This is a genomic window from Oribacterium sp. oral taxon 078 str. F0262 (assembly GCF_000160135.1).
GTDB lineage: Bacteria > Bacillota > Clostridia > Lachnospirales > Lachnospiraceae > Oribacterium.
On sequence record NZ_GG729933.1, the window covers coordinates 254,816 to 271,714 of the forward strand.

The 16,899-nt window shown below is 53.1% G+C and carries 17 protein-coding genes and 1 pseudogene; 12 read left to right on the forward strand and 6 right to left on the reverse strand.

The features are described from left to right. On the forward strand, positions 1 to 677 hold a 677-nt coding region (locus tag GCWU000341_RS01130), incomplete at its 5' end, for a transposase (RefSeq protein ID WP_009213816.1). A 558-nt stretch (positions 678 to 1,235) separates the two neighbouring features. Further along, a complete protein-coding gene (locus GCWU000341_RS01135) occupies positions 1,236 to 2,345 on the forward strand; it encodes an NAD(P)H-dependent flavin oxidoreductase (RefSeq protein ID WP_009213819.1) in 1,110 nt (369 codons plus the stop codon). 18 nt (positions 2,346 to 2,363) lie between these two features. Here GCWU000341_RS01135 and GCWU000341_RS01140 read toward each other — a convergent pair whose 3' ends face one another. Next, positions 2,364 to 2,735: a DUF488 domain-containing protein gene (locus GCWU000341_RS01140; RefSeq protein ID WP_009213820.1), complete on the reverse strand. Its 372-nt coding sequence runs from the start codon at positions 2,733 to 2,735 to the stop codon at positions 2,364 to 2,366. 519 nt (positions 2,736 to 3,254) lie between these two features. Next, the gene (gene hcp, locus GCWU000341_RS01150) at positions 3,255 to 4,898 is read right to left on the reverse strand and encodes a hydroxylamine reductase (RefSeq protein WP_040652857.1); all 1,644 of its coding nucleotides are present in this window, start codon (positions 4,896 to 4,898) and stop codon (positions 3,255 to 3,257) included. 421 nt (positions 4,899 to 5,319) lie between these two features. On the opposite strand from hcp, the gene GCWU000341_RS01155 reads away from it, so the two are divergent. Beyond that, positions 5,320 to 5,997: a Crp/Fnr family transcriptional regulator gene (locus tag GCWU000341_RS01155; protein ID WP_155812556.1), complete on the forward strand. Its 678-nt coding sequence runs from the start codon at positions 5,320 to 5,322 to the stop codon at positions 5,995 to 5,997. 3 nt (positions 5,998 to 6,000) lie between these two features. Here GCWU000341_RS01155 and GCWU000341_RS01160 read toward each other — a convergent pair whose 3' ends face one another. From GCWU000341_RS01160 to GCWU000341_RS01170, 3 genes are read right to left on the reverse strand one after another with little or no spacing between them, the layout of a single operon-like run. After that, positions 6,001 to 6,579, reverse strand: a complete 579-nt coding sequence (locus GCWU000341_RS01160; RefSeq protein ID WP_009213825.1) for a hemerythrin domain-containing protein — start codon at positions 6,577 to 6,579, stop codon at positions 6,001 to 6,003. Positions 6,580 to 6,588: 9 nt separating this feature from the next. Then, entirely contained in the window at positions 6,589 to 7,200 is a 612-nt protein-coding gene (locus GCWU000341_RS01165) for a hypothetical protein (protein ID WP_009213826.1), read from the reverse strand. Between the two features lies 1 nt (position 7,201). Next, a complete protein-coding gene (locus GCWU000341_RS01170) occupies positions 7,202 to 7,411 on the reverse strand; it encodes a DUF1858 domain-containing protein (RefSeq protein ID WP_009213827.1) in 210 nt (69 codons plus the stop codon). 294 nt (positions 7,412 to 7,705) lie between these two features. On the opposite strand from GCWU000341_RS01170, the gene GCWU000341_RS01175 reads away from it, so the two are divergent. The 4 genes from GCWU000341_RS01175 to GCWU000341_RS01190 all read left to right on the forward strand — a co-directional run bounded on the left by GCWU000341_RS01175 (position 7,706) and on the right by GCWU000341_RS01190 (position 11,272). Next, complete coding sequence (locus GCWU000341_RS01175; RefSeq protein ID WP_009213829.1) at positions 7,706 to 8,326, forward strand: TetR/AcrR family transcriptional regulator; 621 nt, start codon at positions 7,706 to 7,708, stop codon at positions 8,324 to 8,326. 155 nt (positions 8,327 to 8,481) lie between these two features. Continuing rightward, positions 8,482 to 9,066, forward strand: a complete 585-nt coding sequence (locus GCWU000341_RS01180; protein ID WP_036599390.1) for an MptD family putative ECF transporter S component — start codon at positions 8,482 to 8,484, stop codon at positions 9,064 to 9,066. After that, positions 9,067 to 9,801 carry an energy-coupling factor transporter transmembrane component T gene (locus GCWU000341_RS01185; RefSeq protein WP_009213831.1) on the forward strand — a complete coding sequence of 245 codons (735 nt, stop codon included), beginning with the start codon at positions 9,067 to 9,069 and terminating at the stop codon, positions 9,799 to 9,801. A 4-nt stretch (positions 9,802 to 9,805) separates the two neighbouring features. Then, complete coding sequence (locus GCWU000341_RS01190; protein WP_009213832.1) at positions 9,806 to 11,272, forward strand: ABC transporter ATP-binding protein; 1,467 nt, start codon at positions 9,806 to 9,808, stop codon at positions 11,270 to 11,272. Here the strand turns inward: GCWU000341_RS01190 and GCWU000341_RS01195 are convergent. After that, the gene (locus GCWU000341_RS01195; protein ID WP_009213833.1) at positions 11,247 to 11,816 is read right to left on the reverse strand and encodes a hypothetical protein; all 570 of its coding nucleotides are present in this window, start codon (positions 11,814 to 11,816) and stop codon (positions 11,247 to 11,249) included. The two genes, GCWU000341_RS01190 and GCWU000341_RS01195, sit on opposite strands and share 26 nt — an antisense overlap. 281 nt (positions 11,817 to 12,097) lie before the next feature. On the opposite strand from GCWU000341_RS01195, the gene GCWU000341_RS01200 reads away from it, so the two are divergent. The 5 genes and pseudogenes from GCWU000341_RS01200 (at position 12,098) to GCWU000341_RS01215 (ending at position 16,725) form a co-directional block, all read left to right on the forward strand. Beyond that, positions 12,098 to 12,568 carry a DUF1016 N-terminal domain-containing protein gene (locus tag GCWU000341_RS01200; RefSeq protein ID WP_242651588.1) on the forward strand — a complete coding sequence of 157 codons (471 nt, stop codon included), beginning with the start codon at positions 12,098 to 12,100 and terminating at the stop codon, positions 12,566 to 12,568. A 258-nt stretch (positions 12,569 to 12,826) separates the two neighbouring features. Continuing rightward, positions 12,827 to 14,053: pseudogene (locus GCWU000341_RS13855) on the forward strand (ADP-ribosylglycohydrolase family protein); the annotation flags it as partial. A 48-nt stretch (positions 14,054 to 14,101) separates the two neighbouring features. After that, a complete protein-coding gene (locus GCWU000341_RS14300) occupies positions 14,102 to 14,629 on the forward strand; it encodes an O-acetyl-ADP-ribose deacetylase (RefSeq protein WP_242651608.1) in 528 nt (175 codons plus the stop codon). Positions 14,630 to 14,870: 241 nt separating this feature from the next. Next, complete coding sequence (locus GCWU000341_RS01210; protein ID WP_040653161.1) at positions 14,871 to 15,968, forward strand: sugar kinase; 1,098 nt, start codon at positions 14,871 to 14,873, stop codon at positions 15,966 to 15,968. Between the two features lie 166 nt (positions 15,969 to 16,134). Then, positions 16,135 to 16,725: a flavodoxin family protein gene (locus GCWU000341_RS01215; RefSeq protein WP_009213840.1), complete on the forward strand. Its 591-nt coding sequence runs from the start codon at positions 16,135 to 16,137 to the stop codon at positions 16,723 to 16,725. Positions 16,726 to 16,899: the final 174 nt, after the last annotated feature.

Below are 16,899 nucleotides of genomic sequence, written 5' to 3' on the forward strand. Positions count from 1 at the left end.
CGTTCTTAAAAGACATGGAGAGCCATCTTTCGTTTCAATACAAGGAAATCGTTGCGGACGCCGGATATGAAAGTGAAGAAGCCTATGTTTTTCTGGAACAGAATGGGCAGGAATCCTATTTGAAGCCGCAGAATTATGAGATCTCAAAGACACGGAAATACCGCCAGGATATCAGCCGCAGAGAGAACATGACGTATGATTCTGAGACGGATGAATATCTATGTTCAAACGGAAGGAAGCTCAAAGCGATCTATGACCGGCACAGTAAGAACCGTAACGGCTATGTCAGTACTGTGACTGTATACGAATGTGAAAGCTGTCAGAGATGTCCTTATAAAGATAAATGCATCCACGGCAACAACTGCAAGACTCCAATGGAGGAGCGGAACAAGCGTCTTAGTATCTCCAAAGTGATGAAGCAAAAGCGACAGGAAACGCTGGAGAGGATCACAACGGAATACGGGACTCAGCTCCGAATGAACCGGAGCATTCAGGCTGAAGGCAGCTTTGCCGTTATAAAAGAAGATATGAACTTCCGGCGGTATCTTTACCGGGGGAAAGAAAATGTGCTGGCCCAGAGCGTTCTTTTGGCCATTGCCTACAACATCAACAAGCTTCATTTTAAGATCCAGGGAGGCCGGACAGGCCAGTTCTTGACCGAACTGAAAGCTTCATAATCAAGGCCATTCAAAACACAGATCAGGAGAAGGCGCTTATTCAATGAGCGGCTTTAGTTGACGTTTGCCGAATCAAGAAACATGTAAAAAACATACCTGAAATCGGAAAAATCCGGCCATCAAGGCCGGATTTTCACCGATTCGTGAGGGCTGTCGCAACACTCTATTGCGACAGCCTCCTTTCGTTTCTGTCCTTTCATTTCTGCCCTTTTCGTTTTTGCCTTTCCGTTTCTGCTTTGCCGCTTTCTGTCCTGGAGCTTTCTGAGAGTTCCACTGATTTTTTCTGTCCCTGTATTTGTCTGTCTGATGCAAAATAGAATGCTGCTGCTATAGGGGCTGCGGCTTTGGCACTTAGCGACATGGTTTCGTAAATCACTGAGTCACTGAGCACCGGAGCGGCAGTCGGACTGTCTTCAGACGGAACAGCGGCCGGGCGGGACCAGTATATAGTTTTTAAAACTACTTGACACAGATTCCGGGATGGAGTAATATGGCTCTCGAAAAGTACTTAAAAATTTTTAAGGAATGAAAACGGGGAGAGAGCGAGGAGGCAGAACAATGGCAGAGACAGGACTCCTTTCCATTCACGGAAGAGAACTTACGATTCCTCTCATTCAGGGGGGGATGGGCGTCGGCGTTTCTCTGGAGCGCCTCTCCGGCGCAGTGGCGTCCTGCGGCGGGATGGGCTGCATCAGCACAGCGGACTGCGGCTATCGGGAGGCGGACTTTTTCCGGCATCCGGAGGAAGCTAATCTCCGGGCTTTGCAAAAAGAGATCCGGGAAGCGAGAGAGAGATCCGGAGGAAGGGGACTCCTCGCGGTCAATGCGATGGTTGCGACGCAGCAGTACGACCGGGCGGTGCGAAGTGCGGTGGAGGCCGGCATCGACGCGGTGATCTCCGGCGCCGGACTCCCCCTGAATCTCCCGGAGCTTGTGGAGGAGGGATCAGCGCTCATCGCTCCGATCGTGTCGAGCGGCAGGGCAGCGGCTCTCATCTCGAAGGTCTGGGAACAAAAATACGGAAGAAGAGCGGATTTTATCGTGATCGAGGGATCGGAGGCGGGAGGACATCTCGGCTTCAAAGAAAAAGAGCTCCTCTCCGGGAGCTGCAGGAAGCTGGAGGAAATCCTTCCGGAGGTGAGAGAGGCGATCCGCCCCTATGAGGAGAGGGCGGGCCGGAGCATCCCGATCTTTTGCGCGGGAGGGATCTGGGACGGGAAGGATATCCGGCACTTCCTCTCTCTGGGTGCGGCCGGAGTTCAGATGGCCACCCGCTTCATCGCGACGGAGGAGTGCGATGCGAGCCGGGCCTATAAGGAGGTTTTGCTCCGGGCGGAGGCCTCGGATCTCCGCATCATCCACAGCCCGGTGGGGATGCCCGGGAGAGCGGTGGATTCGCCGCTCCTTCGAAGGATCGAAAGAGAGGGGAGGGTCGCGCCGAAGCGCTGCTCCCGCTGCATCAAAAGCTGTGATCCCGGGGTCGTGCCCTACTGCATCACAAAGGCGCTCATTGAAGCGGTGAAGGGAAATTATGAGGAAGGGCTCTTTTTCACGGGCTCCAATGTCGGCAGGTTAAAACGGATGTATACCGTGCCGGAGCTTTTCCGGGAGCTGGGATTTCAGCCGCTCTCCGCCGAAAGGGACGGATCGGCGGAGCTCAGCGCCTGATGGGAAGAGAGCGGGAGCTTATATGCTGAGCCTTCCTTCCAGCCAGGATTGCAGGATCAGGGCGTGATTACAGCTTGGATCCTTTGCCGCATAGAGGAGCGTCACATTTCCCTTTTCGAGCTCCGCGGCGACCCTCCTCACAAAGGGCTCTGAGGAGGGATTTTCGTCGAGCTCCCTCCGGTAGGACTTACCGAAGTCCTCGAAGTTTTCCGCCTTGTGTCCGAACCACTTCCGGAGTGGAGTAGAAGGGGTGATCTCCTTTGCCCAGAGATCGATTTCCGCTCTCTCCTTGCTGATGCCCCGCGGCCAGAGCCGGTCCGTCAGAATCCGAAAGCCATCCTCGGGCGAGGCCTCTTCATAGATTCTCTTGATTTTCAGGCTATGCTTCATCGCTGTTCTCCCTTCTTTCTTCTCTCATTCCGTTTTCCTGTAAGGATCTTTCCGGTAGGGATCTCTGCTTTTTCTTCTTTTCCTTTCCCCTTTTTCTTTCTCTCAAGACGTTCGCAGGCGGTCAGGGGAAAGCGGGCATCCGCGCGGTGATGGGAGAGGCAGGCCTCGCAGTTCCGGTATCTGGGGCAGCCCCTCCGCCGGCAGGGACAGCTTTTTGGATCATACAGCATAAATACCTCCCCGCCGCGCGGCATCCGGACATTAAAATCACAGTTTCAAAGCTCTGCCGAGCGGCCTTTTTGCTCCGTCAATCATTAAGGGCTTTTAATTCCACAAGGGGAGAGGGCGGATTCCGCCTCTCTCCCCTTTGAATTTTGTCTATCGCACTCTCTCCTCTCATCCCCCACGGGCTATCGCTGTCTTTGATCCCTCAGAGGCTGCAGCCGCCCTTTTCCCGGCGGGGATTCTGCCTTTCCTTTAGGCGCTTTCCGGAGGATGGAGCTATCGGATGAGAGCTTCTCAGGCGCTTTCTCCCAGGAAGAGGCGGAGGTCCTCATCCACCGATCCGATTCCCGCGATGCCGAAGTTCTCGACCAGCACCTTCGCGACATTCGGAGAGAGGAAGGCGGGGAGCGTCGGTCCGAGGTGGATATTCTTCACACCGAGGTAGAGGAGCGCGAGCAGTACGATGACGGCCTTTTGCTCGTACCAGGCGATGTTGTAGGCGATCGGAAGCTCGTTTACGCTGTTAAGGCCGAAGACCTCCTTGAGCTTCAGAGCGATCAGGGCGAGAGAATAGGAATCGTTGCACTGGCCCGCATCCAGGACCCTCGGAATCCCGCCGATATCCCCGAGGGGAAGCTTGTTGTACTTATACTTCGCGCAGCCGGCGGTCAGGATCACGGCGTCCTTCGGAAGTGCCTTTGCGAACTCCGTATAGTAGTCTCTCGACTTCATGCGGCCGTCGCAGCCCGCCATGACGAAGAACTTCCGGATCGCGCCGGACTTCACAGCCTCCACGACCTTGTCCGCGAGCGCGAAGACCTGCTCATGCGCGAAGCCGCCGACGATCGTGCCGTGCTCGATCTCAGTCGGAGCGGCGCAGTGCCTGGCCTGCTCGATGATCGGGGAGAAGTCCTTCTTCTCGCCGTAGGGGGCGTCGATGTGCTTTAAGCCGGGGAAGCCGACGCAGCCGGTCGTCCATACCCTGTCCTTATAGCTGTCCTTCGGCGGGACGAGACAGTTTGTGGTCATGAGGATCGGGCCGTTGAAGCTCTCGAACTCCTCCTTCTGCTTCCACCAGGCATTGCCGTAGTTGCCCGCGAAGTGCTTATACTTCTTGAAGAAGGGATAGTAATGGGCCGGAAGCATCTCGGAATGGGTATAGACATCGATTCCCGTCCCCTCCGTCTGCTCGAGCAGCATCTCGAGGTCCCGGAGATCGTGGCCGGAGATCAGGATACCCGGGTTCTTTCTGACTCCGATATTGACCTCCGTGATCTCGGGATTTCCGTAGGCGCCGGTATTTGCGCTGTCGAGATCGGCCATGCCCTGCACGCCGTACTTTCCGGTCTCCAGTGTGAGAGATACGAGATCATCGACAGAGAGGCTGTCATCCAGAGTCTTCGCGAGGGCGCTCTGCAGGAAGGCATCCAGCTCCGGGTCCTCCTTGAGGAGCGCGTTCGCGTGCTTGGTATAGGCGGAAAGCCCCTTCAGACCATAGGTGATGAGCTCGCGGAGAGAACGGATGTCCTCATCCTTTGTGGAGAGGACGCCGACCTCCTTCGCCTTCTCCTCATACTCGTTCTCTCCGATCTCTTCCCTCGCGGCCGCGGGGAGACGGGAGGGATCGGCGAGCTTTGCGCGAAGCCTGTCCCTCTGGGAAAGCGTCTCCCGGACCCTGGAACGGATCATCTCCTTATCGAAGTTTGCGTTGGTGATCGTGATGAAGAGATTCATCGTCACGATGTGATTGACCTCGGCGGGGATCTCCTCCCCCGCGGCGCGGAGGGCAGTTGTCACAGCGCTGAGCCCCTTGGTCGCATAGATGAGGAGATCCTGCATGGCGGCCACATCGAATTTCTTGCCGCAGACGCCCTGAACGGTACAGCCCTTGCCGCCCGCTGTCTCCTGACACTGGAAACAAAACATTTTCTGATCCATACTTGTCCTCCTGATTCTCCTGAAATAAATAATCCGCTGCCAAAGGGGAGCTCCCATTCGCGGGAACAAAAGCTCACGACTAAAGGGGCATTCGCATGCCTGCCTGCCGCTCCGCTCCGCATTTGGCTCCTGACGGGACTTATCCATCATATAAGATCCAAAGCGGCGGATGCGTTGCAGAAGCAACAGAATCATGTTAAACTTTTTGAAAAAATCTTGCTTGAGATATTGAGACATTGAGATATCGAGACAATGAGACGATGGGACAATGAGACATCGAGGCATTAAGGAATTTAGGAATTAAGGCATGGAGGCTATCGACTTCTCCGGACAGGGAGGAATTCCGGGGATCGCTTTATGCAGAGAGCTTTTGCGGAGGGAAGCGCATGGGGCGCACTCCGCCGGAAAGGAGAGTTGCGTTATGGAAGAAAAGAAGGAGCACAGGGGGATCCCCTATCGGGACATTCCCCTCTTTGAGGGGATCGAACCGGAAAATATGGATGCTCTCCTCTATTGTATGAAAAGCTATGTCCGCTCCTATCGAAAGGGGGAACAAATCCGGCTCGGGCAGGGGGAGACGCATTATGTCGGTGTCGTCCTTAAAGGAAATATCCATATGCTGAAGACAGATGTCTGGGGAAATGAGACCCTGCTCACCTATATGTCCATGGGGGATATCTTCGGGGAATCCACCGGCGTGCGGGCGGGAAATGAGGAGGAATATGTGAGCTTCCTTGCGGGAAGCAATGCGGAGGTGCTCTTTCTCGCCTATGAGAGGGCGATCCATGTGTGCAAGAATCAATGCAGCTTTCACTACCGACTGATCGAAAACCTCTTTGATCTGATCGGAAGAAAGAATACGCAGCTCATGGAAAAGATCGAAGTCACCTCGCAGGGAAGTCTCCGGGAGAAAATCCTGACCTATCTCTCCCTGCAGGCGCAGAAGCAAAAATCAAAGTATATCACGCTGGAGCTGAGCCGCACGGATATGGCGCAGTTCCTCTGCACCAATCGAAGCGCAATGACGAGGGAGCTCTCCGCCCTGCGAAAGGAGGGCGTCATCGACTTCGACCGGAATACCTTTGTGCTGAAGAGATAGGAATCAGTCTTTTTTCAGGATACCGTAGCGCTCCTCCATGCGGTCAAGAAGGGAGAGGAAGCGCTCCTGTACGCCGAGCTTTTCCTGCTCCTCCTCAAAGGCGCGGCTCTTCTCATCGACTGTGCAAAGATCCTCCTCCGAGAGCTGGCGCTCCGCAAAGGGGTAGACGACGCTGTTTTCCTTCTCGACATGGAGCTGCAGGAGATGCGCATAGGCCATGGCATAGGAGAGGATGTCCAGCTTCAGCTCCGGACTTTGCTTTTCCTCGTATTCCCGGAGAGCATTCTCCAGACAGAGGATATCCCCCCTTCCGAGGTCGTGCTCGACCAGCATGCCGTGGGTCACGAGATTATCGGCGATCCTCCCCATCTTCTCCACCATGAGAGGGAAGAGAAACTTCTCCTCCTTGCCGTGGTGATGCTTATCCGCATAATTTCGGACAAAGTCGATGATCTCCCGGAGATCCGAGACGGGGACCTCCCCGCCGTCCATGAGCTTCAGGCAGATCCTTCGGATGACAAAGAGCATCCTCTCGATCTCGCTGTGCTCCTTGACCATGAGTTCAATACTGTAGTGGGACATGCTCTCTCCTTATGCGCTTCTTGTGAGGCTGTAGTGGATCTGATCCTCGCTCCGGACGCGGATGCCGGAGCCGTCCAGCATCCCCTCCATGAGCTTTTCGCGGAGGCGGTAGTAGTTTTCCGGATCTCCCCCGACCGCTTTCCAGTATTCCGCGTGGATATCCTCCGTCTGCTCCCAGGAAAAGCATGCATCGCTTTGCTCTGTCAGGACATTGACCCTGTCGCAGGGCATGCCGTTTAAAAGGCTGTCCTCCAGGGCGCGGTAGGCGTCGGATAAGTCCGAGGACTCCGGGAGCTGATGGGCTTTTCCGAAGCGAAAGGCCTCCTCCTCCAAAGCCGTGATCCGGGAGGGATCCGCTTTGAGCAGCGCCGTGACAAGGAGGGCATAGCGTCCCTCCACATCCTGGATCCGCTCCTGAAGCCAGCCGTGAATATTTGTGATATCGATGAGCTCGTTCAGGGGACGGAGCTCCCTTCGCACCGTGCGCTCCCTGAGCCCATCCTTCGAGATCTCCTCCCAGTGATCCTTCTCCGAAAGCTCCGCGAGCGCTTCGATCAGCTCCTCCTGAAGCTGGATCTTTCGGTAAAGCCAGTAGTGAATCGGCCCCAGAAAAGCGCTCATTTTATGCCTCCAGCTCTGCGAGCTTATTGTTAAGGGAAGAGAGAACCTCATTCGGATTGAGACCGTGCACGAGACAGGCGTCCTCGAGAGACTCCATCTGAGAGCTCGGGCAGCCGAGGCAGTGCATCCCCACATCCAAAAGGGTATCGATCAGCTCGGGGTGCGTATTGACGAGCTCCCCCACCAGCATGTCCTTGGAAACTTTAGCCATAGAGATTCCTCCATTCCTAATTCCGGAAGAGCTCCGAAATGCGGGCTCCCTCCTCCTGAAATTGATAACAATACGGATATTGTCCGCTCCGCCGCGTTTTCCGACGCGGGATTTCGGACGATAAAACTATAGCACAGCTTCCGGAAAGCTTGTGTTGCATCAGCAACATAAGAGACTTGAGGCCGGACTGCGGATGCTGTGCGTCCGCGGGGATGTAAGAAAATTAGTTATTGACAGCTAACTTTTTGAATACTAAAATGATAACAAAGTAATCATGGAGCGGAAGGCAGACGAATGGCAAGTGGAAGCTATGAAATCACAGATAAGAGGATACTGGAAAGCGGAAAGAAGCTGTTTTTAAAAAATGGCTATGAACGGACGAATCTTCGGGATCTTTGCAAGGCTGCCGGTGTCACTACGGGCGCTTTTTACCGGCATTTTGAGGATAAAGCCTCCATTTTTGCTGCGCTGGTAGAAGAAGCGGCGAACGGTCTCCTTACGAAATTCGACAGGGCAGAGGAGGAATGTTTTGATTTTATCGACGCAGGAAATACAGAGGAGGTCTGGAGGGTATCTTCCGAAACCATTACGGCCTTCATTCGCTATATTTATGCGCATTTCGAGGAATTCAAGCTGATTCTCTGCTGTTCCGGCGGAACGAAGTACAGCGATTATATCGACTGGCTGGTTGAGCGCGAGCTCAGAAGCACTTATCGTATGTTTGATCTGCTGGATCAGAAGTCCGTTCCATATCATCGCATTGCCGGGCAGGAGCTGCACATGATTCTGCATGCATACTATGCCTGTCTTTTCGAAATGGTTTTACATGACTTCAGCCGGGAAGAGGCATTGGATTCGGCACGAAGTCTGTCGGAATTTTTTTCCGCGGGCTGGAGGAGAATCCTTCGAATTTGATCTTGCCGCTTGGGGCGGCATATTTTTTGAGACATTGATAACTAAGTGTGCAATCAATGTTATCTTTTGTGTGCCTTTGTGAATGGCACTATGGTATGGGCGTAAGCCATGGCATGGACACAGGCAAACAATATCAACTCAAGGAGGCAGCTGGAATGCAAAGCAAAAACTTAAATGCGAAGGATCTGATTCATGTCGGGATCTATACCGCGATGTACCTCGTTGTATTCTTCGCGGTTGGAATGCTGAACGCGATACCGTTTCTGTACCCGCTGGAATACCTCTTGTCCCCTATCTTAACCGGGATTCCGTTTATGCTCTTCCTGACCAAGGTGGAGAAGTTCGGGATGGTTTCGATCATGGGAGTCATTCTCGCCGTATTCTGGTATCTGATGGGCTATACCTGGATCCCTGCGCTGACATATATTGCGGCAGGATTGCTGGCAGATCTGCTGTTCCGATTGGGGAAATACAAGAGCTTTCAGTTTGACATAATAGGATATTGGATCTTTTCCTGCGGAATGATCGGCTGCGCTGCGCCTATGTGGCTTTTGACGGCGACTTATATGGAGCAAGTTCGGGATGCTATGGGAGACGAATACGTGGCGGGGCTTCAAAAGTATATGCCGTCCTGGATGGGGATTGCGGGAATCGGCATCATTCTCGTCTCCTCGAGCCTTGGCGCACTGCTTGGCAGAAAAATGCTGAAAAAACACTTTGAAAGAGCGGGGATTGCATAAATGGAAGAGAATCTGCTGTATCGGCCGCCAAAGCACAGGGGTCTGTATCTTGATCCGCGCACGAAGCTTCTCTTTCTGTTTGTGCTCGCCACTCTGCTCTTCCTGCTTCATGAGAATCTTCCGCTGAACTCCATCCTTGTTCTCATTCCGATTCTATTGCTTCTGTCCGATCGTCAGTATCGCCCGGCATGGATCTATGGCGGGCTGTTCATCGCGGCAGTACTGGCAAAAGAATTTGACAGAAGGATGGGATTTCCGTATCTGCCTGCCATGCTTCTGGGACTGCTCAGTGAACTGATCTTTCGCTTCTTTCCGGTATTTATGTTCGGCTATTACATCATCAAGTCGACAAAGCCGAATGAATTTATATCCGCAATGGAGCTCTGGCATATCCCGGAATCATTCATCATTCCGGTTTCCGTCGTCTTCCGCTTCGTCCCGACCCTGAGAGAGGAAAACCGTTCGATCGGAAACGCCATGCGGATGCGGGGAATTCGTTTCGGAGCGGCAAAATTCTGGAAAAACCCGACGATGATTCTGGAATACAGAGTAATCCCGCTGATGATGTCCGTGGCGAAGATCGGAGATGAACTTTCTGCGGCAGCCCTCTCAAGAGGACTTGGGGGACCCAAGAAAAGAACTTGTCTTTTGAAGCCTCATTTTGGGATTTGCGACGCGGGAATTGCGGTTCTGACGGGTGTTTTGATTCTATGGACGCTGATGGAAAGAGTGTAGAGATATGATTGCATTAAAGGATGTCTCCTTTGAATACAATAGCATAGAGCGAAGCGCCGGGGTCTATGATATCAATCTGGAGATTCCATCGGGACAAGTTCTCATGCTCTGCGGTGCCTCCGGCTGTGGAAAGACGACGATCACACGGCTGATAAACGGGCTGGCGCCGGCATACTATCCCGGGGATCTGCGGGGGAAGCTCTTGATTGACGGTACAGACTCTTCCGGTCTCAGCCTATATGAGCTTTCACAGAAAATCGGTTCTGTTTTTCAAAATCCGCGCTCTCAGTTTTTCAGCGTGGATTCCAGCAGTGAAATCGCCTTCGGCTGTGAAAATACCGGGGTAGAGCGAGAAGAGATGTATCGGCGGATCGGGCGGGTCGCGAGGGATCTGCACATGGAATCGCTGCTGGATCGGAATCTCTTCGCGCTGTCCGGCGGAGAGAAGCAGAGGATCGCCTGCGCTTCTGTCGCAGCGATGCAGCCGGAAATCTTTATCCTAGATGAGCCCTCCTCCAATCTGGATCTTCGTACGATCGCCGATCTGAAGGAGGTGATCCGGCAGTGGAAAACGCAGGGGAAGACCGTTATCATTGCCGAACATCGCCTGTATTATCTCATGGATCTCATCGATCGGGTGATTTACATGGAGAAGGGAAGAATCATCCGGGACCTGTCTGTAGAAGAATTCCGGAATATGGATGAGAGAGAACTGCATCAGAAGGGACTTCGCTCCCAGAAGCCGATTCACTTCGAGGTGAAAGAGGATAAGCTGTGCGAGGAAGATGCCCTTCGCTTTACCGGACTCTCCTTTTCCTATGGGAAAAACGAGTTTCTGGACATTCCGGAAATGCAGATTCCCTATGGTGCGATCGTCGGAGTCTTAGGATATAACGGCGCGGGGAAGTCGACTCTCGCAAATGTGATCTGCGGACTCGAAAAAGGGGTGAGGGGAAGCCTCCATTATAAGGGAAAGGAATTCTCTTCGAAGAAGCGGCGGAAATGCAGTTATATGGTGATGCAGGATGTGAATCATCAGCTTTTTACGGAGAGTGTGCTGGAGGAAATCCTTCTCAGCATGAAAGAAGAGGGGGAAGCTGCGAAGCAGAGGGCAGAGGAAATTCTTCGCGATCTGAACCTCACGGAGCTTCAGGAGCTGCATCCTATGTCCCTGTCCGGCGGACAGAAGCAGAGGGTGGCGATCGGCAGCGCGATTGCGGCTGACAGGGATCTGCTGCTTTTCGACGAGCCGACGAGCGGGCTGGACTATCTGCACATGCTGGAGGTCTCAGAACTCCTGAAGCGCCTGGGCAGGGAGGGAAAGACTGTGTTTCTCATTACCCATGATCCCGAGCTCCTGCGGGAGTGCTGCAATTATCTGCTTTTTCTGGATAAGGGAAGACTTTCCTGGAGTGGAGCATGGACGAAGGAAAACACGGGCAGAGTCAATCGATTTTTTTCGGCGGAATAGGGAGGGCGCGCTGTCTCTCAAGGAGCGATATCAGCCGGCTCCGGTTGTAGCGCTGCATCACAACAAAAATCATGTCAAAGCAGCCGGAGGCAAGCGAACTTAAGACAAAGAACCAGAGCATGCCAAACGGTATCGCACCGAGGAGCGCGCTCACGCTGATCAGTACATTGCTCTCGTGGATGATTTCCGCCTGGCACGTCACCTGGGCGAGCTCCTCCAGGCTGTGCTTTCGCAGATTGAAGTACTCCGGGAAGGAAGTGGGCATCTTGTCCTTCCATTTCCTGACGCCGATACACCGGTAAAACCTTCGTTCCCACGGGCGAATCCGGTACCAGCTTCGCATGATATTCGCGCGGTTTTGCTTGGCCTTATCGATGAAGATCCCAAGAACGAGCCGCACGAAGAAGTGGTAAAAGATAGTGCCAAAGACGATGGCCAGTGTTCTGAAGATATCGCTCATCGTCAAATGATACAGCAGCAATGCACTTGCCAGAGCGATAAAGCTGGCGGCAGATACGGTCTTCATAATCTTGAGCGGTGTCATTTCTTATCCCTGTTCCTTCGATTTCCTTCGGTGAAATCTCATTATTCTCTGCGAAAATCTCATCATTCTCTACATCCGAAACTCAGCGCGTGAGATCGACTTTTAAACGAAAAATGCCTGAAATAAAGCGTGTTTTCAGCATACTTCGTTTCCGGCAAAAAAACAATTTCTTTTTACTCTGTGCTGCAGCCCTCTCTCAACGGAAATCTCGCCTGCATCGTTTTAGATCAGCTTGAATTCCCGAGGCCTTGAGCATATATTTTAAGTATGAAGTTTAAAGCTTGGCATTACGCGGATATAAGAGTTTCAATCCTTCTGATAAGCTTACAATTTACCGATCGGTTATTGATGATGTAAAGGGCATTATTTCCTCCGGCATGGAAAGTGCATACAATGCCACTAGCTGTGCAATGGTAATAACATACTGGAATGTGGGAAGACGCATTGTAGAACAGGAGCAGAACGGCAATCAGCGAGCCGAATACGGTGCAGCCATGATGGATGCACTGGCGGCAGAACTGACCAAAGAATACGGAAAAAGTTACTCCAAAAGAAATCTTCAGTATTTTCGCAAGTTTTATCAGTGTTTTCCGGATATTGAGATTGTGAACTCGTGCGTTCACAATCTGACCTGGACGCATTTTCGCAGTCTTTTGCGAGTTCCGGATGAGGATGCCAGAGTTTGGTATATGAACGAAGCCGCCCATGAAAACTGGAATGTGAGGATGCTTGACCGCAATATTCCTACATGAGCGACATCTGTGCAGACATCGCAGTTTCGGAGAACTCCGTAAGAAGGTTTGTGTCTGAGCTCGGTTCAAAGCAGGACAGGCTGGATGCGTTTATGCGCGATCAGGTTATGCCCGGTTCAACACTATTGTTTGATGGGACATCCATCTTCATCACAAAGAACATCTACTGTGTGGACACCGGAGACAAGCAGGGCTTCAAGGTTTCCGCGATCCAGACTTCTTTATACTTGCGGTATCAAAGGAAAAGGAGGAAGCAAAATGTACGGAGCTATACTGGGCGACATGATAGGTGCGCCATACGAATTTGACAGAGGAAACAAGACGAAGGACTTCCCGCTCTTTTCAGAGGGGACTCAGTTCACGGATGATTCAGTAATGACCATAGCTGTGGCGGAAGCCCTTATGGATTCTGAAGGAAAGTCCGATGACGAGGTGAAGAATGCCCTTGTGCATTCCATGCAGAAATGGGGAAGGAAATATCCCTATGCCGGTTATGGCGGGATGTTCATAGGCTGGCTTCATAGTGACGATCCACAGCCTTACGGGAGTTTTGGAAACGGCTCCGCGATGAGAGTGTCCTCTGCCGGGTGGCTCTATGAAACTATTGAAGAAACAAGACATTATGCGAGGCTGACGGCTGAAGTTACGCACAACCATCCAGAAGGGATAAAAGGAGCCGAGGCGACTGCGGTCGCTATCTTCCTTGCGAGGAACGGCAGCCCGAAAGATGAAATAAAGGATTATATTGTCAGGGAATTTGACTACGACCTGTCCCGCACCTGCGATAAGATAAGGCTGACATATCATCACGTAGAGACTTGCCAGCAGACTGTGCCGGAAGCGATAACAGCTTTCCTCGAGGGAGAAAACTTTGAGGATGTTATTCGAACGGTTGTTTCCCTTGGCGGTGACTCCGATACCCTGACCTGCATCGCCGGAGGGATTGCGGAAGCTTTTTACGGCATTCCGGTATGGTTTGAGACAGAATGCACTGCAAGGCTGCCCGAGGATATGCTCACCGTGTTAAATCGTTTTGATGTGACAAGGGGAAGACAAGACGATTCACAAGATCCGTATCTTGATGGAAATGTAATTATTGAAGAAGCGATTGAGCAATTTAGAGAGGAGCAGACAAAGAAAAATCTGGTAGGTGTTCTGGAAGCAATCCGCAGGAGGATGCAGGAGGACGGACATTTTATGATCCCGGTCATCCCTCCACAGGCTGCCATAGACATGATAGACATTGACAGCGTTAAGGTTGGAGATACCGTCACCAGCGAGGAAGATCTGCATTTCAAGCTGCAGCATGTGCAGACGACTGACGGAAAGTCGTGGCTCGCAGTATTCACGAGCAGGGAGGAATACGAAAAGGGTGAAAGCAGTTCAATTATCTCAAACTTTATCGGCTCAATGCTCAAGGGCTGCAGGGACATGAGCGAGGAAGGGATAATCATTAACCCCTGGGGTACTTCCTTCCAGCTTACGAAACAGCTGATCAATGTCATTCTTGAAGCGAACAAACCGGAAAATCACATCTATTTTGATGTCGGCGATATTACAAAAATTGATGTGGAGGCAATTGTAAACGCTGCCAATAAATCACTCCTCGGCGGAGGCGGTGTGGACGGAGCTATACACAGGGCGGCTGGCCCCGGACTTCTCGAGGAATGCAGGAAGTTGAACGGATGCGAAGTCGGCGAGGCAAAGATTACGGGAGGCTGGCTTCTGAAAGCCAATTATGTTATCCATACAGTCGGCCCGAGGTATAACCCGAAGAAAAAGCCGGATTGTGAGAGACTGCTTAAGAACTGCTATTACAATTCTCTGGAACTGGCGAAGGAACACGATCTCCACACTATTGCTTTTCCTGCGATATCAACAGGCGCTTATGGCTATCCCAAGCAGGAAGCCGCAGCTATCGCTCTTACGACGGTATCAAACTGGCTGTCTGATAACCCCGATTACGGAATGACTGTGGTAATGAGTTGCTATGATGAAAAGACGCGCCAGTGCTACCAGAATGTGATAGACGCATGTGCACCGGAAAGGGGTAAGGCATGAGGACTATTCGAGTAACTGAACTGGAAAAGGACAGATAAAATTGCATCCTGACACAACAAGAGTCACTATGACGCTGGAGCCAAGTGATATCCGCTCCGGTGGACTCTCTGCCCTTCCTGTGCTATAATATCTCCACGGATGTAAGCGCTTACGGAAACGGCATTTGCCGCTTCATATAGGGACCTTTTCCGGGCCGGGAGCGCGGGACGCGGAGACTGAGAAAGCATAAATGGAGGGAAGAATGAAGCTGGACCTGAGAGATGCGAAGGATTGTAAATTCGATGCGGTTTCACTGGGGGAGGTAATGCTCCGCCTGGACCCGGGAGAGGGCAGGATCCGCACGGCCCGTTCCTTCCGGGCCTGGGAGGGGGGAGGAGAGTACAATGTCGTCCGCGGCCTCCGCAGGTGCTTCGGTCTTAAGACCGCGGTGATCACCGCTCTTGCGGAGAACGAGATCGGTTATCTCGTGGAGGACTTCATATTACAGGGCGGCGTGGACACCTCTTTGCTTCGCTGGATGCCGACGGACGGCATAGGGCGGGTTTGCAGAAACGGGCTGAATTTTACGGAGAGAGGCTTCGGGATCCGCGGCGCGAAGGGCTGCTCTGACCGCGCAAACACCGCGATTTCCAAGGCAAAGCCGGAGGATTTTGACTTTGATCACATTTTCGGAGAGCTCGGTGTGCGCTGGTTCCACACGGGCGGGATCTATGCGGCTCTCTCCGAGCAGGCCTCGGAGACCGTCATCGCCGCGATCAAGGCGGCGAAAAAATATGGGACCATCGTATCCTATGACCTGAACTATCGTCCCTCCATGTGGTCCGCGATCGGAGGGCAGGAAAAGGCGCAGGAGGTGAACCGCGAGGTCGCGAAGTATGTCGATGTCATGATCGGAAACGAAGAGGATTTCACGGCCTGCCTCGGATTCCGGATCGAGGGGCAGGACGAGTCCTTAAAGGAGCTCAATATCGAGGGCTACCGGAAGATGATCTCTGAGGCGGCGAAGAGCTATCCGAATTTCAAGGCGGTCGCGACGACGCTCCGCACGGTCCGAACGGCGACGGTCAATGACTGGTCTGCGCTTTGCTGGGCGGAGGGCAAAATCTATAAGGCAAAGGACTATAAGGGATTGGAGATCATGGATCGCGTCGGCGGAGGGGATTCCTTTGCCTCCGGTCTTATCTACGGCCTTATGACGAGCGGAGACGCGGAGCTTGCCGTAAATTACGGGGCGGCGCACGGCGCCCTGGCCATGACCACGCCGGGAGACACCAGCATGGCGAGAAGGAAAGAGGTGGAGGCCGTCATGGGAGGAGCGGGAGCCAGAGTGCAGCGCTGAGTGAATCGGGATAGAATTGGGATATAATATAGAAGATAAGAGGCCTTCCCGGGGGGAAGCGGAGCGCACTGCATAGAAGAGGCCTTGCTGAAGAGGCTTTGGTGAAGGGGCTTTAGCGGAGGAGCTGAAGTGCCCCGTGCATGAGAGAGAAAGGACGGGTGATACAATGAAGGTTTTGATGATCAATGGAAGTCGGAGGGAAAAGGGCTGCACGTACACGGCCCTGACGGAGATCGGGAAGGTCCTTTCGGAGGAGAAGATCGACTCGGAGATCCTCTATATCGGAAAGCGCGCGGTCAATGGGGAGATCGACGAGCTGGTGAGAGAGGCAGCGGAGAAGGCGATGGAGGCCGATGCTCTGATCGTCGGATCCCCGGTCTACTATGCTTCCCCGAGCGGCGAGGTCCTAAGCTTCCTGGACCGCTTTTTCCAGCTCGGAGGAGCGGTGCTGAAGCATAAGCCGGGCGCCGCTGTCACCAGTGCGAGAAGGGCAGGCACTACGGCCTCCCTCGATGTCCTGAATAAGTATTTTCTCATCAATGAGATGCCTCTGGTCTCCTCCTGCTACTGGCCGATGGTCCATGGCAACAGCCCGGAGGAGGTCAGGAAGGATGAGGAGGGAATCTTCGTTATGAGGACGCTTGCCCGTAACCTCTCCTGGCTTCTCCGTCTGATCGAGCTCGGAAGGAAAGAGGGGGTGACGGCGCCGGAGAGCGGGCCGAAGCCGAAGACGAACTTCATCCGCTCCGAGCCTTAAACGGCTGCGCTGTATTTCTGAAGGCATCCTATCATGAATCTGAGCCTCTGCGCCTATGGACGGGAGGCATCTTCCGCCCCGGTGCTTTGCCGCCTCATCCCTCCGCCGCCTTGCAGGCGGGGGTGGGTCATTTGCCGCATCATGAGCGGGACGTTTGCTTCCCCGGCGCTTGGC